The sequence below is a fragment of the Micromonospora sonneratiae genome (genome assembly GCF_042679305.1).
Lineage (GTDB): Bacteria > Actinomycetota > Actinomycetes > Mycobacteriales > Micromonosporaceae > Micromonospora_H > Micromonospora_H sonneratiae.
This window is the reverse complement of the sequence record NZ_JBHTMP010000048.1, coordinates 1-20670: the sequence shown is the minus strand read 5'-3', so window position 1 is coordinate 20670 and position 20670 is coordinate 1. Positions and strand designations below refer to the sequence as shown.

Annotated in this window: 16 protein-coding genes; 8 read left to right on the top strand and 8 right to left on the bottom strand. The window is 70.5% G+C overall.

What is annotated here, in order from left to right:
* The 4 genes from ACFQ4H_RS25455 to ACFQ4H_RS25440 are packed head-to-tail and all read left to right on the top strand — an operon-like array spanning position 1 to position 7533.
* Positions 1 to 3207, top strand: coding sequence for an FtsX-like permease family protein (locus tag ACFQ4H_RS25455; protein WP_377575077.1), 3207 nt, complete (start codon positions 1 to 3; stop codon positions 3205 to 3207).
* Positions 3204 to 5876, top strand: coding sequence for an FtsX-like permease family protein (locus tag ACFQ4H_RS25450; RefSeq protein WP_377575075.1), 2673 nt, complete (start codon positions 3204 to 3206; stop codon positions 5874 to 5876). Before ACFQ4H_RS25455 ends, ACFQ4H_RS25450 begins: the two co-directional genes overlap by 4 nt.
* On the top strand, positions 5873 to 6856 hold the full coding sequence (locus ACFQ4H_RS25445; protein WP_377575072.1) for an ABC transporter ATP-binding protein: 984 nt from the start codon (positions 5873 to 5875) through the stop codon (positions 6854 to 6856). Before ACFQ4H_RS25450 ends, ACFQ4H_RS25445 begins: the two co-directional genes overlap by 4 nt.
* Positions 6853 to 7533 carry an ABC transporter ATP-binding protein gene (locus ACFQ4H_RS25440; RefSeq protein WP_377575069.1) on the top strand — a complete coding sequence of 227 codons (681 nt, stop codon included), beginning with the start codon at positions 6853 to 6855 and terminating at the stop codon, positions 7531 to 7533. The genes ACFQ4H_RS25445 and ACFQ4H_RS25440 overlap by 4 nt, the downstream gene beginning before the upstream one ends.
* Positions 7534 to 7558: 25 nt before the next feature.
* On the opposite strand, the gene ACFQ4H_RS25435 is transcribed toward ACFQ4H_RS25440, so the two are convergent.
* Complete coding sequence (locus ACFQ4H_RS25435) at positions 7559 to 8017, bottom strand: GNAT family N-acetyltransferase (protein WP_377575066.1); 459 nt, start codon at positions 8015 to 8017, stop codon at positions 7559 to 7561.
* A gap of 154 nt (positions 8018 to 8171) precedes the next feature.
* On the opposite strand from ACFQ4H_RS25435, the gene ACFQ4H_RS25430 reads away from it, so the two are divergent.
* Positions 8172 to 8393, top strand: coding sequence for a DUF6767 domain-containing protein (locus tag ACFQ4H_RS25430; protein WP_377575063.1), 222 nt, complete (start codon positions 8172 to 8174; stop codon positions 8391 to 8393).
* Positions 8394 to 9180: 787 nt separating this feature from the next.
* Here ACFQ4H_RS25430 and ACFQ4H_RS25425 read toward each other — a convergent pair.
* Both ACFQ4H_RS25425 and ACFQ4H_RS25420 read right to left on the bottom strand, forming a co-directional pair.
* On the bottom strand, positions 9181 to 10767 hold the full coding sequence (locus tag ACFQ4H_RS25425) for an alpha/beta hydrolase (RefSeq protein WP_377575146.1): 1587 nt from the start codon (positions 10765 to 10767) through the stop codon (positions 9181 to 9183).
* Between the two features lie 57 nt (positions 10768 to 10824).
* Positions 10825 to 11916, bottom strand: a complete 1092-nt coding sequence (locus ACFQ4H_RS25420; protein WP_377575060.1) for an ATP-dependent DNA ligase — start codon at positions 11914 to 11916, stop codon at positions 10825 to 10827.
* Positions 11917 to 12110: 194 nt separating this feature from the next.
* Here ACFQ4H_RS25420 and ACFQ4H_RS25415 point away from each other — a divergent pair, with 194 nt between their 5' ends.
* Together ACFQ4H_RS25415 and ACFQ4H_RS25410 are read left to right on the top strand one after the other, a co-directional pair.
* Complete coding sequence (locus ACFQ4H_RS25415; protein WP_377575057.1) at positions 12111 to 12323, top strand: hypothetical protein; 213 nt, start codon at positions 12111 to 12113, stop codon at positions 12321 to 12323.
* A 92-nt stretch (positions 12324 to 12415) separates the two neighbouring features.
* Positions 12416 to 12853 (top strand): SRPBCC family protein, encoded by a 438-nt coding sequence (locus ACFQ4H_RS25410; RefSeq protein ID WP_377575054.1) that lies wholly within the window; start codon positions 12416 to 12418, stop codon positions 12851 to 12853.
* A 169-nt stretch (positions 12854 to 13022) separates the two neighbouring features.
* Here ACFQ4H_RS25410 and ACFQ4H_RS25405 read toward each other — a convergent pair whose 3' ends face one another.
* From ACFQ4H_RS25405 to ACFQ4H_RS25395, 3 genes are all read right to left on the bottom strand, one after another.
* The gene (locus ACFQ4H_RS25405) at positions 13023 to 14468 is read right to left on the bottom strand and encodes a right-handed parallel beta-helix repeat-containing protein (protein ID WP_377575051.1); all 1446 of its coding nucleotides are present in this window, start codon (positions 14466 to 14468) and stop codon (positions 13023 to 13025) included.
* Positions 14469 to 14937: 469 nt separating this feature from the next.
* Positions 14938 to 15858, bottom strand: coding sequence for a DNA-3-methyladenine glycosylase family protein (locus ACFQ4H_RS25400; RefSeq protein WP_377575048.1), 921 nt, complete (start codon positions 15856 to 15858; stop codon positions 14938 to 14940).
* 60 nt (positions 15859 to 15918) lie between these two features.
* The gene (locus ACFQ4H_RS25395) at positions 15919 to 16776 is read right to left on the bottom strand and encodes a spermidine synthase (protein ID WP_377575046.1); all 858 of its coding nucleotides are present in this window, start codon (positions 16774 to 16776) and stop codon (positions 15919 to 15921) included.
* Positions 16777 to 17117: 341 nt separating this feature from the next.
* Between ACFQ4H_RS25395 and ACFQ4H_RS25390 the strand changes: the two genes are divergently transcribed.
* The gene (locus ACFQ4H_RS25390) at positions 17118 to 18647 is read left to right on the top strand and encodes an RtcB family protein (RefSeq protein WP_377575043.1); all 1530 of its coding nucleotides are present in this window, start codon (positions 17118 to 17120) and stop codon (positions 18645 to 18647) included.
* A gap of 69 nt (positions 18648 to 18716) precedes the next feature.
* Here ACFQ4H_RS25390 and ACFQ4H_RS25385 read toward each other — a convergent pair whose 3' ends face one another.
* Together ACFQ4H_RS25385 and ACFQ4H_RS25380 are read right to left on the bottom strand one after the other, a co-directional pair.
* Positions 18717 to 19682: a hypothetical protein gene (locus ACFQ4H_RS25385; protein WP_377575041.1), complete on the bottom strand. Its 966-nt coding sequence runs from the start codon at positions 19680 to 19682 to the stop codon at positions 18717 to 18719.
* A 74-nt stretch (positions 19683 to 19756) separates the two neighbouring features.
* On the bottom strand, positions 19757 to 20670 hold a 914-nt coding region (locus tag ACFQ4H_RS25380), incomplete at its 5' end, for an SbcC/MukB-like Walker B domain-containing protein (protein ID WP_377575038.1).

Sequence of the window (20670 nt, the reverse complement as noted above, 5' to 3'; positions counted from 1 at the left end):
ATGAGGCTGGTCATACGGCGGGCGCGTCAGGCGAGAGGGTTGCTGCTGGCAGCCGGGATGGCGGCACTGGTTGCCACGGTCCTGGTCACCGGTCTGGCTACCTACAACCAGCAGGCGATAGAGGCTGGCCAACGCAGCGTGGTGCAGGTCGCGCCGAGTGAGGAACGGAGTGTGCTGGTCAACGGCTCCGGCGGCCGATCACCAGCGGACTTCGCCGCCCGTGACACGGCGATCCGGGACAGGTTCGCCGGTGGGCTCGGCGGCCTACCGGCGACCGTGACCCTGGCCCGGTACGGCACCGGCCGGGAGCTGACCGGCAACCTCGGCGGGGGCACACCCAACACCGGGGAACCGGTGTTCGCGTCCATGGTCTCCTTGGCGGACCTGCCCGAACACGCCGAACTGGTCGCCGGTGACTGGCCGACGCCGGGCGGCCAGCTGATCTCGGTGACCCTGCCGGAGCGGGTGGCCGCCCTGCTGGAGGTGACCGTCGGTGGCCGGATTCCGCTCACCGACCGGGCCAGCAAGCAGGCCAGCGAGGTTGTCGTCGCGGGCATCTGGCGCCCCCGGGACACGCGTGACCCGTACTGGCGGCTGGCTCCGGAGGTGGCCAGTCTGGGGGCCGCCTACGGGCCGTTGGTGCTGAACGAGGCCGACTTCGCCCGTACCTTCACCGGCACGATCTCAGCGGCCTGGCTGGTCGAACCCGAGCTGGCGACGGCCGACGCCGCCGCGATCACGGCTGCCGCCCGGGCCGCCGCGGAAATCGCCACCAAGCTGCCCGACGAAGCCGGGCTCGGCAGTTCCGGACAGGTACTCACCAACATCGACCGGCTCGGTGACCGGCTGACCCGGGCCGACATGGTCGGCCGGTCCGCCCTGCTCACCCCGTTGCTGCTGATCGTCGTCCTCGGCGGGTACGCGCTGGTGCTGGTCGCCGCGCTGCTCAACGAGGACCGGCGGGCCCAGAACGCCCTGATGCGGGCCCGGGGGGCGGCCCGGGGTCAGCTGGCCGGGCTGGCCGCGCGGGAAGCCGCGCTGGTCGTCCTGCCCGGCGCCCTGCTGGCCCCGGTGCTCAGCGGCCAGGCGTTGCGGCTGGCCGACGGCAGCGACTTCCTTTCCGGCCTGGAACTCGATCCGCGGATCACCCTGCTGGCCTGGGCGGTCGCCGGGGCAGCCGCAGGTGGCTGCCTGGTGACGATGCTCGGCCCGGCGTTGCGGCAGGGGGCCACCTACATCGCGGACCTGGCCGCCCGGTCCCGCCCCGACCGTTCGGCGACCGTCCAGCGGGCCAGCGTGGACATCGTGCTGGTCGGGCTGGCCGTCCTGGCCTGGACCCAACTGCGGCAGTACTCCTCCCCGCTGGTCGGTGCCGGGGACGGCCTCGGTATCGACCCGTTGCTGGCGACCGCACCCATCCTGGGGGTGCTGGCCGGTGCGGTGATCGCGTTGCGCCTGTTGCCGCCGGCCACCCGGTTCGCCGAGCGGTTCGTGGACCGCAGGCCCTGGACGGCGACCATGTTCGGGATGTGGCAGGCGGGGCGGCGCCCGCATGCCGGGCCGGTGCTGCTGTTGGCGCTGGCCGTCGGCGGCAGCACCCTCGCCTTCTCACTGAGCGCCACCTGGGAGCGGTCACTGACCGACCAGGCGGATCACCGGGTCGGCGCGGACCTGCGTCTCGTCGAGCGGGACGGCACCGCCCCGGACGGCCGGGCCGCGCAGCTCGCCACCCTGCCCGGGGTGAGCCGGGCACTGCCGGCCTGGAAGGACAGCGTCCGGATCGGTCCGCAGGACACCTCGGCCACCGTGCTGGCGCTCGATGCCGCCGCCGCAGGCGGGACGGTACGGCTCAGCGAACAGTTGGTCGCTGATTCACCGCAGGCCGTGTTCGACAGGTTGGCGCAGGCCCGGATCAACGGCGGTGGGCTGGAACTGCCGCCGGACGCCCGGCAGCTCACCGGCAGCGTCAGTACCCCCACCGTGGATCTCGGCCGTCCGCAGCGGGTGACCACGACCGCCTACTTCGCTACCGCTGACGGGTCGGTCCGCCGGGTGCCGCTGCCGACCACCGGCACCGACGGCAAGCCGGCCCGGTTCGCCATCGACCTACCGGACGCCGGGGGACAGCGCCTGCGGTTCGTCGGGATCGAGGTCGACGCCGGTGCAGCCGCCGCCCCGTCGTACGAGGTCCAGCTGACCGACCTGCGGCTGTCCCGTACGGGTGGGACGAGCGAGCCGGTGGACCTCGGGGCCGGGAAGTGGTCCATGGTGGACGGCAAGGAGATCAACAGCCCCCTCCCGGGCGGCACCACGGATTCGCTGCGGGCGCTCTACCCGGTGCCCCAGAACGGCGGTGGCCTTTCGCTGTACGGCAACCGACTTGTGACCTTCGCCCGGTTCATGATCGTTGTCGATCCGGCGGATGCTCCGGTGCCGGCGGTGGTCACCCCCGATGCGCTCGACAAGATGAGCGCCAAGATCGGTGACACGGTCAAACTCCCACTGTCGGGCGCAACGCTGCCGATCAGGATCGTCGGGACCGCGGACTCGCTGCCGGGCACCGACTCGGCCACCGCCGCCGTACTGCTGGACCTGCCATCCGCAGCGACCCGGCTGCTCCACGACGAAATGACCATCCGGCCAACGTCGGAATGGTGGCTCTCCACCGTCGACGGGCAGCACGACGACGCCGCTGCGGCGGCGGCGAAGATTCCCGAAGTGATGGTGCTGGACCGGCTGGCGGAGGCGCGACTGGCCGAGCGGGAGCCGTACTGGATCGGGGCGCGGGCCGGTCTGCTCACGGCCGCACTGGGGGCGATCCTGCTGGCCCTGGTCGGGCTCGGGGTCGACGTCTGGGCGACGGCCCGTCGGCGGATGAGCGAGTTGGCGGTACTGAACACCCTCGGTGCGTCGCCTCGCCTGTTGGCCAGGTCGCTCATCACCGAACAGGCGTTCCTCGCCGGGGTCGGGGTGGTGGTCGGGTCGATCGTGGGTGCCGCGGTCAGCGCGACGATGGCACCACTGGTGATCCTGACGCCGTCAGCCGGGCGGCCGATGCCTGAGCCGGCGTTCCAACTGCCCTGGTTGCCGGTCGGCGGCACCGGTCTCGGCCTGCTGCTGGTCGCCATGGCGTTCAGCGGCCTGGTAGCCGTCACCATCCGCCAGCGGGTCTCGGCAGCGCAACTACGGATCGGGGGAGAGCGATGAGCGAGCGCGGTGCCGGCCTGGGGGTCGTACGCCGAGTCTGGGCGTTCCGGGGCTACTTCGCCCTGCTGGCGGCGTTGGCGCTGGTGGTCGCGGTGTTGCTGACCTCGGTTCCCCGGATCGCCAACCGGCTGACCGAGCAGGGCCTGCGGGAGCATCTGGCCAGTCGGCCCACCGCCAGTCGCGACATCACCTACGAGATGCAGGTGCCGCTCGGCGATCCCGGGCCCGAGATGCTGGAGGAACTGCGGCGGGAGATGCCGGAGGACCTCCGCCGGATCATCGGGGAACAGTGGTTCACCGCGCAGACCCGCCCGACCATCGTGGCCGGCCCGGACACCAGGCAGGTGACCGCGGACATCGAGCTCACCCTGCGGGTCATGGGTGGAATCGAATCGGCGGCCACCCTCGTCGATGGGCGGTGGCCGGCCGAAACAGCGCCGGCACCCGGTAGCCCGTTCGAGGTGGCGCTCGCCGAGGAGGCCGCGCGCGAGTTGGGACTGCGGGCCGGTAGCCGGCTCTGGCAGACGAAGGACGACAAGCCGGTACGTGAACTGGCGGTCGTGGGCCTCTTCCGCCCGAACGACGCCGGGAACGGCATCTGGGACCAACTGCCGCCCGTGCTGCGAACGATCCCGCCGAAGGACGACGGAGATCCGTACACCGTCGTGGCGGTGGGCAGTTTCGTGGGGAGCAAGTCGATCCTGGCGGCCGAGCCCACCGTCTACCGGTGGCGGTATCGCGTCGACCCGCAGCAGCTCGAACCGGCGAAACTGGAGCCGGTGATCGACTCCCTGGTCCGCCTGACCAGCATCGCGAAAGCGGGGATCGGGGTCAACCAGGGCCTCGACGTGGTGCTCCGGGAGTTCACGGACGCGTTGGCTGCCGCACAGAGCGTCCTCGCCGTGGTCTCCGCCGGGGTGTTGGCCACGCTCGGCGGGCTGGTGGGTCTCTCCTCCGTACTCATGGCCAAACGTCGACGCGACGAGTTCGCGCTGCTGAGGGCACGTGGCGGGACGATGACCACGATCGCCGGGCGAAGTCTCACCGAGGCGCTGCTGGTGATCCCGGCAGCGGTGGCCCTCGGCTGGGCGCTCGGCCTGGCCACGCCGGGGCAGGCCACCAGTTCCCACTGGCTGGCGCTACTCGGCGCGGTGCTCACCACGATGGCCATTCCGCTGGCGGTGGGCACCAGCCGATTCAGCTACACCGTACGGCGGGAGGCGCGCGGCCCAGGCCGGATGAGCAGCAGACTGACCGTGGAGATCACGGTCCTGGTGTTGGCCGTACTCGGCACGTTCCTGCTCTACCGACGCGGGCTGGCGGCCGGCGGGGTGGACCCGTTGCTGGTCTCGGTCCCGGTTCTGCTGGCCGTTGCCGCCGCCGTGCTGGTCCTGCGGGTTTATCCGTGGCCGCTGCGGCTGGTCGGGCGGCTGACGGCACGGGGACGGGGGACCGTGGCGTTCCTCGGCTTCGCCCGGGCCGGGCGCTCGACGGTGGCCGCCCCGCTCATTGTGGTGATCGTCTCGGTGGCCACCGCAGCCTTCTGCGGGGTGGTCGGGGCCGGGGTCGAAGACGGTCGCAACCGGGCGGCCAACCTGGTGGTACCCGCCGATGCGATGATCACCGGTGACCGGTTCGCGCCGGACACCGCCGACGCACTGGCCGCGCTGCCAGGGGTCCAGGCGGTGGCCGGGGTGGTGGCCCAGCCGAGCCAGCCGATCCGGCTGGCCGACGGCGGTGCCAGCGGGCTCAGCGAGGTGTACGTCCTGATAGTTGACATGTCCTTGTTCACCCGGGTGGCCGCTGAGGCGGGTGTCGAGCTGGACCTGCCACAGGCACTGGCCAGGGCAGCCGTCGGTGACGGACCCGTGCCCGCCCTGGTCTCCTCCGAGGTGGCCGCCGAGCTGTCCGGCCCGGCCATGGTCAGCCCGCAGGAACTGCGCTACACCTTCCGGGTCGCCGCAGTGGCGGACACCTTCCCGACGATAGGCAGATCGGCCACCCGTTTCGTCGTACTGCCGTGGCAGGCGCTGCCGACCACCGAGCACCGGAAGCTCGCCCCGACCGGCTTCCTGGTCGCCGCGCCCGACATCGACGAGGAGGCGCTACGGCAGGTCGGTGACGAGGGGCAGCGTCGGTTCGCGGCGACCGGCCTGATCACCGGACAGGCGCCGATCCGACCGTCGGCGGTGACCCAGTGGTCCGTGGTCCGTGCGGGACTGGAGGAGGGCGGAGCCAACGGGCTGCTCTTCTTCGGGTTCGCCGCCGGTTCGGTCGGCGGTGCGTTGTTCGGACTGCTGGCGATCGCCTTCGCGGTCCTGGCCGGGGCGCGGGCCCGGGGGCGGGTGCTGTCCCGGCTACGGACGATGGGGCTGTCCCAAGGGCAGCGACGTGGCCTGCTGATGGTCGAACTCGCGCCGCTGGTCGGCGTGTCGCTGCTCACCGGTGCAGCCGTCGGGACGTTACTGCCGTTACTGCTCACCCCGGTGCTCGGGTTGTCCGCCTTCACCAGCGGCGTGCCGTTGCGGATAGGTTTCGAGCCCACCCTCGTCGGCGGCATCGCCGCGTTCGGAGTGCTTGCCCTACTGGTCGCCACCGTGCTGGAAACCACGATCAACCGTCGGATGCGCCTCGGCGACGCACTCCGGCTCGGAGAGGAGACACCGTGACAACCACCGCTGAGCGTACCGCCGTACCGGATCTTGCGGCCCTACAGCAACGGGCGGCGCAGCAGGCCGCGGCGCGGGCCGGGGGTGCCGACCGGCTACGCGGACACATCGTCTGCGACGGCCTGGTCCGGATCTTCAAGACCGAGGGCGTCGAGGTGGTCGCCCTCCAGGGCCTCGATCTCGTGATCGACCGGGGCGAACTGCTGGCCATCGTGGGTGCCTCCGGCTCGGGCAAGTCGACCCTGCTCAACATCCTCTCCGGTCTGGACACCCCCACCGCCGGAATCGCCCGGGTGGCCGAGTACGACCTGCTCACCATGTCCAACCGCAGCCGACTGCGGTACCGGCGACACACTGTCGGCTTCGTCTGGCAGCAGACCGGACGGAACCTGCTGCCCTACCTGACGGCGCTGGAGAACGTCGAGCTGCCGATGCAGTTGACCGGCCGGCGGTCGAGCCGGGCCCGGCGGGAGCGTGCCCGTGAGTTGCTGGACATGGTCGGCGTCGGCTACTGCGCCGACCGTCGGCCGGGTCAGCTCAGTGGTGGTGAGCAGCAGCGATGCGCGGTGGCGGTGGCGGTGGCCAACGACCCGGAGGTCCTCTTCGCCGACGAGCCCACCGGCGAACTGGACGAGGCCACCGGCGCGGAGGTGTTCGGCGCGTTGCAGATGATCAACGCGGAGTTGGGCGTCACCGTGGTCGTGGTCACCCACGACCACGCCGTGGCCGACCAGGTACGCCGGACCATCGCCATCCGCGACGGTCGGACCGCCTCCGAGGTACGCCGTACCGCCCGGACGGCCGAGGACGGGAGCACCGAACTGGTCAGCGAGGAGTACGCGGTGCTCGACCGGAGCGGACGGATGCAGCTGCCCGCGTCCTTCGTCGATGCGCTGTCCCTGCGTGACCGGGTACGGCTGAACCTGGAAACCGACCACGTCGAAGTCCGACCCGGCGAGCGAAACGAGACAAAAGCATGAGCACGGAAATGGTCTCTGTCGAGAAGGTCAGCCGCACCTTCGGTAGCGGTGAACGGGCGGTGCACGCCGTCCAGGAGGTGTCCTTCACGGCGGAGCGCGGCGAGTTGGTGGCGGTCCGGGGGAGGTCCGGGGCGGGCAAGACCACCCTGCTCAACATGATCGGTGGGTTGGACCGGCCGAGCGCCGGCCGGGTGACGGTTGCCGGCCGGGACGTGACGGCCGCCGGTGAGCAGGAACTGCTCGATCTGCGCCGGGACACCGTCAGTTTTGTGTTCCAGACCTTCGGGCTGATTCCGATCCTGTCGGCCGCCGAGAACGTCGGCGTTCCGCTGCGGTTGGCCAAGGTGCCGGCGGCGGAACGGGAGGAGCGGGTGTCGGTGCTCCTGGAACTGGTCGGGCTGGGCGGACACGCGGCGCAGCGGCCGAACGAACTCTCCGGTGGCCAGCAGCAGCGGGTGGCGGTGGCCCGGGCCCTGGCCAACGATCCGGAACTGCTCATCGCCGACGAGCCCACCGGTCAGCTCGACTCGGAGACCGGACGGTCCATCATGGACCTGTTGCGGGCGGTGGTGCACGCCCGGAAGATGACCGCGCTGGTGGCGACGCACGATCCGGCGCTGATCGACCTCGCCGACCGGACCCTGGTGTTGCGTGACGGTCGGCTGGTCGAGGAGTAACGGAGACTGTCGACCTTCGTAACGCTTACAGGTTCAGCTTCATGCCCTCGTGGCTGGCCTGGAAGCCCAGCGAGGTGTAGAAGCGGTGCGCGTCGGCGCGTCGCTTGTCGGTGGTGAGTTGGACCAGGTTGCAGCCGCGTTCGCGGGCCTGGTCCACCGCCCATTCGATCATCGTACGGCCGAGGCCGGCACCGCGCTGGTCGGCGCGTACCCGTACGCCTTCGATCTGGGCGCGTAGGCCACCACGGCGGGTGAGGGAGCGGATGAAGGTCAGCTGCATGGTGCCGACCGGTTCGCCACCGACCTCCGCGACGATCTGTACGTTGTCCGGGTCGTCGGCCATCGCCTCGAAGGCGGCCCAGTAGGCGGCATCGACCTCCTCGCCCACCACCTCCCGGCCCCTGCCGAGCCCGTCGTCGGCCAGCATCGCCACGATCATCGGTACGTCGGCCCGCTGAGCAGCCCGGAAGATGACCTCACTCATGATCGAATCATGGCACAGCGCATTGGTGCCGAGGTCGGGGTACCTGCCGGGGACGGCCGACTGGGGGCATCATGACGCGATGGGGGGATCGGGTCGGACGGCCGGGGGCGATCGACCCTACCGCCCGGGTAGACCTGCCTGGCACGGTTGAGCCATGGGAAGTCGTTCGGGGATCCGGCCGGATGCGAGGTGTCCGATCCGACCGGGAGAGCCGTGCACCCTGTGCCAGGTCGACGTGACCGGTCCCCAGGACTGTGGTCTCGTCTACCTGGTCATGAGTGACGACGAGTTGCGTGAAGGGCTGCACCGCGTCCGGCTGAACAGTCGCCGGTCATCCCGCGGCGAGCCCCACGACGAGCCCCGCGACGCGGCCTGACGCAAACTGCTCGCCCTGTTCCGGGGTGCCCGTCAGCGAGGCCGGTGTGGGTGTCGGGGGATTGCTCCCGGCGGCCTGTCGAGCTGCCTCGTCTGTGCTCCCGCTCGTTCCTGTGCCGGCTCCGGCTCCCGTCCCGTCCGGTCCTTCCGTCCCGTCCGGTCCTTCCGTCCCGTCCGGTCCTGGTGTGAGCATCGAGCGGCACCGGCCCGGCCCCGCGTCGGGCGTCGGCCCCGCGTCGGGCGTCGGCCCCGCGTCGGGCGTTGGCCCCGCGTCGGGCGTTGGTGTCGCGGGTGGTGTGCCCCGCTGATGCGTCCAGCTCGACAGCTTCCCGTCGCCCTGCGCCCGGTGCCCCTACTTGCCGCCAAAAACTAGAGTCCTGCGTAGCTCACCACCGTCGGTATGGAGGCATTCCATGGCCGGGACCAACGATCTTGCACTCTTCGGAAATCTGATTCTGTGCACTGTCCTCGCTGCGTATGGTGTGTTCGTGCTGATCTCCGGGTGGGCTCCCAGGCGTGGGCTCGCTCCGTTCCGGTCGGTGCGGGCGTACGGCCTCCACTGTCTACAGCTCAGCGCCGCGTTTGCCTGCATAGCGCTGTCTCAAGCCGTGCCGCCCGGCCCGTACACGCTGTTGTTCTCTGTGGCTGGGTTCGGGATCCTGTTCTGGCTCACCTGGCGGACGTGGCCCTACCTACGTACGGTCCGCTGGGGTCGGTCCGATCCCTGCTGCCGACAGCAGGAGCGCTGCCGGCACATGTCGAGCTGACGTCGCCGACGACTCGACCGGTCAGCGTGCCGGGCAGCGCAGCCCGTCGCGGGGCACGGTGAGATCGATCAGGTACGCGTCGACGGCCTCGGTGATGCACCTGGTCTGCGGGTAGGCGGTGTGTCCCTCGCCCTCCCAGGTGAGCACCACGCCGACGTCGAGCATGTTGGCGAGCTTCGGGGTCTGCTCGTACGGCGTGGCCGGGTCGCCGGTCGTACCGACCACCAGGATCGGTGGTGAGCCGGTGGCCGGTCCGGTCGGGTAGGGATCACGCTGGCCGGGCCACTCGGCGCAGCTCAGCAGCCCCACCGCCAGCGACGGGCCGAACAGCGGGTACTTCGTACGCCAGCGGTCCTGTAGGTCGCGGATCTGCTTGAGGTTGGGTTTGGCGTCCTCGTCGGCGCAGTTGACCGCCAGGTTGGCGTCGAACATGTTCGAGTAGTGCCCGTCCGGGTCGCGGTCGGCGTACTGGTCGGCGAGGTTGAACACGCCCTTCGGGTCGCCGCCGGCCAGGTCGTCGATCGCCTTCGCCAGCCGAGGCCAGTTCGCCTCGTTGTAGAGCGAGGAGATGACCGAGTAGAACACCCAACCGGAGGTGGCTTCGCGGCCGTCCGATCCCCGTACCGGGGAGACCCGGGCCTTGTCGATCGCCGTGGTCACCGCCGCCCGGGCGCCCGGAGCGATCGGACAACGGTCCGGCGTCTGCCCACACCACGTGTCGAAGTTGTCGAACGCCCGCTCGAACCCCCTGGCCTGACCCTCCGAGCCGGAGACGAAGTCCTGCTGCGGGTCCACCGCGCCGTCGAGCACCAACGCCCGCACGTTACGGGGGAAGAGCTGGGCGTACGTCGCGCCGAGCAGGGTGCCGTAGGAGTAGCCGAGGTAGGTCAACTTCTCGTCGCCGACCGCGGTGCGGATCGCGTCCATGTCCCGGGCGGCCTGCTCCGTGGAGTAGAGGCGCAGCTGGTCGCCGTACTTGTCGCCACAGCCGGTGCCGATCCGCTTGTTCAACGCCACCAACTCGTCGAACGCGGCCTGACTCTCCGGGTCCGGATCGGAGCCGAAGGAGGCGTCCAGGTCGGCATCGGAGATGCACTTGATCGGGCTGGACCGGTCCACCCCACGGGGATCGAAACCGACGATGTCGAAACGTCGGGTCACCTCGTCGGGCAGCCCGCCGAACGCCTCGCCGAACGACAGGTAGACCGCCGTGTCGATGCCGGAGCTGCCCGGGCCGCCCGGGTTGACCACCAGCGAGCCGATCCGGTCACGTTGCCCGTTCGAGCGGGCCCGCAGCAGGGCGATGTCGAAGGTGTCGGGTGCCCCGGGGCTCGCGGTGGCACCGGCAGTGTTCGCCGTACTCCAGTCCCGGGGTACGGCGATGGTGGCGCACTCGTACGTCATTCCGGGCGCGGTGCGGCCGGTCAGCTCCTTGGCGATCTCCGGACAGGGGCGCCACGTCGGGCCGGATCCGGCGGGTTGCCCGGTTCCGTCGTTCCTGTCGCTGCGGCCGAACTTCGGCAGGGTGCAGCCGGACACGACGAGCGTTGCGGCGAGGATGCCGGCCAGCGCGAACCGGCTGCCGTACCGCGACGTACTACGGAACACCACGTGACTGACCCTCCTGGCTTCTCGATCACCAGGCTAACCCGTAGGGATGGGTGGTCAGGACGTCGCCGCCGGATCGCCGGCCAACACCTGGTCGACGTCGAAGCGGACGGGCCGGTCGAGCTGGGCGTAGCCGCAGGAGCGGGGCTGACGGTCCGGCCGCCAGCGGACGAACTGGGCGGTGTGGCGGAACCGTTCGCCCTCCATCGCGTCGTAACCGACCTCGGCCACCAGCTCCGGACGCAACGGTTCCCACTCCAGGTTCTTGGTACCGGTCCACCGGCTCGGCGCGCCCGGGATCCGCTGCCCGGTGGACTCGTCACCACCCACCCACGGATGATCCACCACGTTCTCCCGGTACGGGGCCAGCTCGTCCAGTAGTTCGGCGCGTCGGGCGGCGGTGAAGGACGCGGACACGCCGACGTGGTGCAGGGTGCCGGCGTCGTCGTAGAGCCCGAGCAGGAGCGAGCCGACCACCGGGCCGGACTTGTGCCACCGGAAGCCGGCGACCACGACGTCGGCGGTGCGGGCGTGTTTGACCTTCAACATGAGCCGCTTTCCCGGCTCGTACGGCAGGTCGGCCGGTTTGGCGACCAGCCCGTCCAGGCCGGCGCCCTCGAAGATGTCGAACCAGCGCCGGGCGGTGTCCGGGTCGGTGGTGACCGGGGTGAGGTGGACCGGCGGGGTGATCCTCTTCAGTGCGGTCTCCAGCCGGCCCCGGCGCACCGTGTAGGGCTGGTCGACCAGTGACTCGTCGTCGAGCGCCAGCAGGTCGAAGGCGATGAAGTCGGCCGGGGTGGTCTCGGCCAGCATGGTCACCCGGGAGGCCGCCGGGTGGATGCGCTGGCTGAGTAGTTCGAAGTCCAGCCGGGGCGCGTTGTCGGGACCGTCGCGACGGATCACGACCAGTTCCCCGTCGATCGCGCAGCGGGCCGGGAGCTGTCGTCGGACCTGGTCGACGACCTCCGGGAAGTATCTGGTCAGCGTCTTGCCGCCCCGGCTGGCCAGCTCGACCTCGTCGCCGTCGCGGAACACGATGCACCGGAACCCGTCCCACTTGGGCTCGTAGGTCATGCCTTCGGCGGTGGGGAAGTTCGGCACGCTCTTGGCCAGCATCGGTTCGACCGGTGGATTGATCGGCAGCTGCATCCGACCAGTCAACCAGACAGGTATGTCGAAAAACGGCATTGAGCGGCGGTTTCGGTTCACGGATGGAGTCAGCCGTCAATGCCGTGTCCGAGTTCACTCGGATCAGTCGTCCAATCCACCCCATCCGCATCGTCGGTCACTTCCGCCACTGCGGGCGGTCGGCCGAACGCGCCGCCCGGAGCTATCTTCGCCGGGTGCGGGGATGGGTCTGCGACTGTTGCGGACGTTGGCAGGTCAGCGTCGAGCGGATCCATGGTCGATACCTCTACCGACTGGTCCGGGTCTACCGGGTCGAGTTCGGCGGTGGCCGGGATGTGCTCGGTGAGGTCCGTACGGTCACCGAACTGGAGGCGCTGCTGCGCGCCCGTACGCCGTTGACCCTGGCCGACCTGCACGAGGTCGGCTGACCCGACGGCGAACCCGCCGACCGCTTCGGGACAGGCCTGTCGCACTGCCGCCACGGGTGAACGTAGCTCGATGTCGGCGCTAGCCTCTGGGCATGCGAATAGCCGATTCCACGGACATCGCCGCTGAGCCGGAGACCGTGTTCGCAGTGTGGACGGACGTACAGCGGTGGCCGGAGTGGACCGACTCGGTCCGACGGGTGCAACGGCTCGATGACGGGCCGTTCACCGTGGGCAGCCGGGCCCGGGTGGAACAGCCCCGACTTCCCACGATGGTCTGGCAGGTGACCGAACTGGACCCCGGGGCCGGTTTCGTATGGACCAACACCAGTGGCGGGGTGACCGCGGTGGCTGCCCACCGCATCGTCCCGATCGGTCCCGGCCGCGTACGCGTCGAGCTCAGCATCGAACATTCGGGCCTGCTGGCCCCGTTGGTACGTCTGTCGACCGCCTCGTTGACCCGGCGCTACCTGCGGATGGAGGCGGACGGCCTCAGGCGGCGCTGTGAGCGGGCCGGCCCGGGGTCGGCGTAGGCCGTACCGAGAACGGCGGCATCCCGTGTACGGGAGATCGCCGATCCCGCGTACGGGAAACGGCGCATCCGGCCCCGGTCCGAGCCGATCTGGCTGATCAGCCCGGGCGGAGCCGGATGCGCCTGGTTCCCTACCGACCGTCGTGCCCGGTCAGCTCATCGACTGGGGTTCAGCCGAAGCAGTTGGGCACTGCGACGGTGCTGCCGACGCAGTTGGTGGGCCGGTTCTTGATGATGATCGACTTGCTGTCCACGGTGACCGGGACGTTGGTGAAGATTCCACCGGGCGGCAAGGTCGAGGTGTTCTCGGTCACCCGCGTCTGGGTGAGGGAGAGCGAGCTGTTCTGGTTGAAGATTCCACCGCCCTGCGACGTCGAGCCGATGGCGTTGTTGCGGTCGACCTCGGTCTCCCGGAGGACGGCGCTTACGTTGGCGGTGTTGGTGAGGGCATTGAAGTTGAGCAGGCCGCCACCGTTGCCACGAGTGGTGTTGGCATTGATCACGCTCTTCTCGACCACGAGCGTGCTTCTGCTCAGGGGCGTGGTGGTGTTGAAGATGCCGCCGCCGCCCACGGTGCCGGTGTTGCGGGTGACCGTGCTGTCCCGGAGCGTCACGCTGCCGGAGATGTTGGCGACACCACCACCAGTGCCGATGGTGTTGTTGTTGGCGATGTTGCTGTTCTTCGCCAGCACCGTGCCGTTGTCGTCGTTGTAGAGACCGCCGCCGAACAGCACGGAGGTGTTGTGGGTGATCCCGGTCTTGTGCAACGTGGCCACCCCGCCGCTGTTGGCGAGGCCACCGCCGTTGCGGCCGGCGTTGTTGAACGTCAGCCAGGAGTCCTCAAGCGACAGCGAGCCCCGGCGGTTCCAGATGCCGCCGCCGTCGAGGACCGCGCTGTTGTGCGTGATGGTGCTGTTGGTGACGTGGGTGGTGCCGAAGCTGGCGATTCCACCGCCCGAGGTGCTGGTCTGGTTGCGCTTGAAGGCGCTGTGGATGACCTTGGCGCTGCCGCCGGTCTGGACCAGCATCCCGCCGCCGCCGGTGCCGCTGTTGTCCTGGCCACCCTCGACGGTGAGCTTGAGCAGGGTGAGGCGCCCCCCGCTGCCCACGTTGAAGATGCGGAAGTTGGCGGCATTTGCGGCGCGGACGATCGTCGATTCGTTGCCCTTGATGGTGATGGGCTGGACGATCGTCGGCAGGCCGCTTCCGGCCTGGTTCAGGGTGAGGGTGTAGGTGCACTTGTGGGCGAGCTTGAGCGTGCCGCCGTCACGGGCGTTGGCCCGGACGATCGCGGCGATGAGGTCGTCGGAGTTGCAACGCACCGGCGTCGCATCCTTGTCCTCATCATCGTGCCCCTTGCCCCGGCCGTCCCAGTCGTCGCCGTTCCGGCCGCCCTCGCGACCTTCGTCACCCTCGCGACCCTCGTCACCCTCACGGCCTTCGTCACCGTTGCGGCGCTCGTCGCCTTCACGGCCCTTCCGGCCCTCTTGTCCCTGGTTGTCCCGGCGGTTACCGTTCGGGCTGCTGCTGTTCTCCGCGTCCCCGGCCGGGCGGGCGCTGTTGAAGGTGCCGGGCAGCTTCGGCAGCCCCAGATCGGTGCTATCCGAACCGTTCATCGCCAACACCCCGGTCAGGCCGGCGGCTCCGGCCACCAGGCTGCCCGCTACCAGGCCCCCCGCTAAGAACCAGCGGGACCTCCGCCTTTTTTTCCGTGCTGCTGGCTGGCCGGAGTCCATGACATTTCCGTTTTGCTCGGACATCGGGCTTCTCCTGCTCTTCTTCCATACGAGACACGGCCGCACCACCGCAGGTAGCGCGGAAGGCTACAAAATGGGCTGTAGCCATTAATAGTCACCGTAAGGCGATGTTCAGGGTGGTGAGGGTGTTCGTGAATGAACTACACATTCGGTGCATCTTTTGTGGGGCGCGAGCCGATTGATGGCGCTGCTGTGCCCGAATCCGGGGGGACAGCAGCGCCCGCATAGGGCTGCATCAGTTGTCACGCGGACAAAACGTGCACCACTTCACCTACCACGTGCCAAAGGCCAAGACCTGCACATAGGACGCCGGTAATGCCGAGACAACTCAGAATCGGGCGAACGATCGCAGTGGTTTCCGCGGGCCGAAAGCCGGCGCATACCACCCAGCGACGGCCAGTAGCACGCAGACCCGCCCACGGTGCCCGCGAAACGGTTCCAGCAACGCCAGCATTCGGGCGTCGTCCGCCCGGGCCTCGCCGGCCAGCGCCCAGGCCACCGTGTTCGGGATGTGGAAGTCGCCGACGCTGACCGCGTCGGCGTCGGCGAAGGCGATCCGTACCACCTCGGCGGCGGTCCACCGCCCGATACCGGAAATGGCGGTCAGGCGCCGGGTGGCCTCCGTCGAACCGGTGCAGCGCTCCAGGCGGTCAGCCGCCATCGCTGCCCTACGCAGGGTCTCCGCCCGACGTTGTTCCAGCCCGAACGGATGGAAGACCCAGTACGGCGCGGCGGCGACAGCGGCCGGCTCGGGCGGAGTCCACAGCCCGCGTACCGGACCGGGAGCGGGGGACCCGAAGTGCCGGACCGTCGCGGCGTACGCCCGGAACGCCTCCTTGCCGGTGACCTTCTGTTCGCAGATCGCCCGAAGCAGCCGCGGAAAGATCTGGCCGGTGGCGGGAAGACGGATGCCCCGGTATTCCCTGGCCAGTTGGGCGACAACAGGATGGGACTCGGCCAACTCGGCGAAACCGGACACGTCATCGGTCAGTCCGGCAATTGCGTCGGCCCGCTCGATCAACCATTCCGCACCCGGGCCGTATCCGGCCGCGACCAATTCCCCGCCCATTCGGTGCAGAGACAGCGTGCCGGGACCAGATGGCGTTCGAGTGGCCCACCAGAACGTTTCATTGACAAACCGGGCACACGGGTCGTGCGCTCCCATCGCCAGCAATCGGACCGAGCCGGCGAGGTGGTAGCCCTCCGGCGGACGCAACGTCCGGGTCGCCACCGGCTCGGTCTCGGTCACCGGCCCACTCTGCCACGTCCCGCCGCAGGCCAGTCGCCCGGTGTCCCCGCCCCGGGAAGGTCAACGGGTGATGCTGAACGCACCCGGTGGCGGTGGGGTCGACGGCTGGGCCGCCGCGTCGACGACCACCGGAGCACCGCCGACGAACCGGTCCAGGTCGTCACCGGCCAGCACCCGGCCCGGGAACCAGTCCCCGGCGGCGCGCCGGGTCAACTCCGGCACCGGTGGCTCGACCCGGCCGGCGACCAGCACCAGATTGCCGTACCGGCGACCACGCAACACGGCGGCGTCAGCGACCAGGCAGGCCCGGGGCAGTACCGCCCGTACCGTGGCGACCTGTGAACGGGCGTACCGCAGCGGCGGGCCGTCGGCGACGTTGACCAGGTAGCTACCGGTAGACCCCAGCACCCGGGCCACCTCACCGGCGAACTCCACCGAGGTCAGGGCCGCCGGGGTACGGGCACCAGCGAACACGTCGGCCACGATCACGTCGTACGAGGCATCCCGGGCCTCGGTCAGCGCGGTGCGTGCGTCGCCCACCCGGACCCGCAGTCGGGCCTGGGCCGGCCAGGGCAGCTCCCGGCGTACCAGGTCGACCAGCCCGCCATCGACCTCCACGATCCGCTGGTTGGAGCCGGGGCGGGTGGCCGCGACGTACCTGGGCAGGGTCAGCGCCCCGCCACCCAGGTGCAGTACGCGCAGCGGCTGGCCCGGTGGCGCCAGCAGGTCGATGGCGGCGGCCATCCGGCGGATGTACTCGAACTCCAGGTGCGTCGGGTCGGCCAGGTCGACGTGTGACTGCGGGGTTCCGTCCAGCAGCAGCGTGAACGAGCGCGTCCGGTCCGGGTCCGGCACCAGTTCGGCCAGCCCGGTGTCGACCTGGCCGACCACCCGGTCAGCTCCCCGTTTACGTGCCACGGATGCCAGTATCTCCGGCGACCGGTTCCCGGTTGCCGGGTGGCCGGAGGTTGGTGCCCGAGACGGCTGGCCGGTGGCGGATCATCCGGCGCCCCGAGACGGCTGGCCGGTGGCGGAACATCCGGCGGCCGGGCCGGCGCGGCGCCGACGACAAATCGGGTGGCGGTCGTCCGGGGACGCTCCCTATGCTGGTCGGACCTCGCGGCTGCTGAACCGTCGGGCACACAACCACACATGGGCTCGATCCCACCCTTCCGTGGGCGACCCACCTCGTCGACATGCGCCAGCGCGCGTGTCACTGGCGCATACCCAGTTTCAGCAGCCATGAAAGGCCCCTCCGTATGTCCTCTGCCAAGCGGCTCGACCCGCGACTGGTCCGTACCGACGACTCCTGGCTCACCCTGCCCAACCCCGCGGAGATCCCGGTCGAGATCTGTGCCGGCCCGGACGTTCCGATCGAGTCGGCGGCGATCGACGAACTGCTCACCGTGCTGGACACCGCCGCGACCCTGCGGGCACTGGCCAGGGCCGGGACAGATCCCGACGTCGAGCCCCGCATCGACCGGGTCGTCTGCACCCCCGACTTCCACAAGGGAGCGGGCATCCCGATCGGTACGGTGCTGCGTACCGTCGGTGCGTTGATCCCGCAGGCGGTCGGCAACGACATCAACTGCGGGATGCGGGTCGAGGCCACCTCACTGACCGTCGACCAGGTCCGCCCGCACCTCGACCGGCTCGAACGACAGTTGCGCCACCTGTTCTTCGAGGGCGGACGTCGGATCGGGTTGACCGCCGGCCAGCGTGAGGGCCTGCTGCGTGAGGGCCTGCCCGGACTGCTGGCCGACGGTGTGCCGGCCGGGGCAGTGGGGGCCTGGCGGCAGGTCGGACCGGACGACCTCGCCGATCCGGGTGGGCGACTGCACGCCGCCGGCTATCCGGTCGCCTCCGCCGCCGGCTTCCGCGACTGGATCACCAGCGGCGGCGGGACGAGCTACGACAGCATCATCGGCAGTATCGGTGGCGGCAACCACTTCGCGGAGTTGCAGTACGTCTCCGTCATCCACGATGGACCCACCGCGTACGCCTGGGGGCTGGCCCCGGGCCGGGTGGTGCTCATGGTGCACAGTGGTTCGCTGTCCCTGGGACACCAGGCCAACGCCACCGGGCAGGATCAGGCCCGCGCGGCCTGGCCGCGCGGTGTGCCGATGCCACGCAACCGGATTCTGCCGATCCTGCTCGACGAACGCAGCGCACCGGGGCGGGAGCGTTATCTGACCGCCCTGGCCAACGCGGCGAACTTCGCCATCGGAAACCGGTTCTTCCTGGCCCTGATGATGCGGGCCGGACTCGCCGGTGTCGCCGGTGAGCTGCGCTCGCAGCTGGTCTACGACGCCCCGCACAACCTGCTGTGGCCGGGGGCGGACGGGGTGGTGGTCCATCGGAAGGGGGCCACCCCGGCCGGCGGCGTCGGCGACGGCGAAGCGGTGCCGGGCAACCTGTGGGGCGAGCCGGTTATCGTCCCCGGTTCCATGGGTGCACCCAGCTACCTGCTGCGGGGACAGGGCAACCCCCGGGCACTCGGCAGCGCCTGCCACGGTGCCGGACGCAGCATTCCGCGGGGTGTGGCGGCCCGGGGCAGCGAGGCCGAACTGGACGCCTTCCTGCGGGAGTTCCGGGTGGTCACCCCACTCGACCAGCGGGACCCCGCCGTCGCCGTCCGCCGGGACATCATCGACGCGTGGCGTCGCGACCTGAAACAGGAGGCGCCGTGGGCGTACAAGGAGGTGGGGCCGGTGGTGGAGAGTCTCCGCCGGGCCGACGTGGCCCAACCGGTGGCTGAACTCCGACCGCTGCTGACCGTCAAGGGGTAGCGCCCACACGGTGCGAGTCGTCGGGAGGGGCCCTTCCGCTACCGGAAGCGACAGGGGCCCTTCCTGCCGTCAGGCCCGGGCGGCGGAGACGGTCAGCGCGCGGTGCAGCAGACGGGCGTCGCCGAGCAGGCTACGCAGCCGGCGTTCCAGGCCGGCGATCGGGATCAGGTTCTGCGGGGCCCGGGGATCCTTGTACGAGGTCGAGGCGAACGGTGGCAGCGTCACCAGGGACAGGTCGGCCAACCGGATCGCCTCGTCCTCGCCCACCTCCGTGGAGCATTCGACCCGGACGATGCCGGCCCACGGTGCGCCGGACGGGCCGGGCAGCCGCAGATACCACGAGTAGCCGCCCCAGGCCGTACCGACCTGGAACACCGGGCATCGCTGACCCGGCTTCAGCGAGGTCACCACCGAGACAAGCTGGGCCGAGAGGTACTTGCCCTGCTGGGTCTTGACGTAGCCGAGGGTGCGCGGCAGGTTGCGTCGCCGCCGTAGCGGCCCGTCCACGATGAGCAGGTCGTCGTCGGCCACCGTCGCCCGGCGCGCCTCGACGGAGACCTCGACCTCCAACTCGGTCAGCGGCCCCTGCACGGTCTGGCTGAGCTTCGCCACGTCACTGGTGTTGACCCGGTGCACGCGGTAGCGGACCGTACCGGCCACCAGATCCGGTGCCTCCTGGCTGGCTGTGAACAGGCCCCGGCCGACCCGGCGGGCGACCAGGTTCGCCGCACCCCGGGCCAGGTCGCAGCGGACCACCCCGGCCGCGTACGAGGCGGCGATCCCCGGGTACGACGTGCCATCGGACTCGCGGCTCCACAGGCCGGCGTCGATGCGGCGTACCCCGTCGACGAGCAGCACCACCGGGGGTGGGGTCAGCCCGGCCGGTGCGGACAGTGGCTGCCACTGGTCGGCCTTGACCTCGATGTCGGTCCTGACCTGGGCGCTGCTCTCGGCGGTCGGCCCACCACCGGCCTCACCCTGCTCGAACGAGGTGCCATAGGCCGGGTTCCAGCCGTCGACATGCCAGCGGGTCACGGTGCCTCCTGGTGCATGTCTCGAGGACTAGTCTTCGTTCGCGGCTGCGGGGCTCGCACGTTCGCTCCTCGCGCTCACAGGCCGGCGCGTTCGATGTGGGCGGTACGGGTGTCCTTGCGTACCTCGAAGCGGACCGGTGCCCGTTCGGCCAGGGCCGGCACGTGGGTGACCACCCCGACCATCCGGTCGCCCTTGGCCGCCAGACTCTCCAGGGTCGCCGCCACGATGTCCAGGGTGGCCACGTCGAGCGTGCCGAAACCCTCGTCGAGCACGATCGACTCCAGGCTGGCCGGGGTGGCGGACATGCCGGCCAACTGCTCGGACAGGGCCAGGGCCAGGGAGAGCGAGGCCTGGAACGTCTCACCGCCGGAGAGCGTCCGTACGCCCCGACGCAGCCCGGCGTCGTGGTGGTCGATCACGAAGAACTCGCCCTTGTCGTGGCCGAGTTCGTACTGGCCGGCGGACAGCTCCCGCAGGATCCGCGACGCCCCGTCCACCAGCAGGTCGAGCGCCTCGGCCAGCAGCCAACGCTCGAAGTTGTTGGCCCGCAGATGGCCGGCCAGCGTCCTGGCCACCTGGGCGTCCCGCTCATGCCCGGCCCGCTGCTCGGTCAGCTCCCGGGCCTGTTCACGGCGTTCGGTCAGCCGTCGGTGTTCGGCCTCGGCCCGCTCCACGGCCACCGCCGCACCCCGCGTCGGGTCGTCGTCGACGGTCAGACCGGCGGCGGCGAACAGCGCACCGACCCGGTCCCGTACGGCTTCGGTGGCGGCGTCGGCGTCGGTGACCGCGGTGGCCGCGTCGACCCGGGCGGCCTGCCGGCGCAACACCTCGGCGGTGGCCCAGTCACACATCGTCGCCCAGGCCGCCGCCACGTCGTCCCGGTCGGCGACCGGCGGTCCCAGCCTGGCCACCCCGTCCCGGGCGGTGTCGAAGTCCCGCCAGGCACTACGGATCCGTTCCTCGGCCGTCGCCAGCCCGGCCCGGGCCC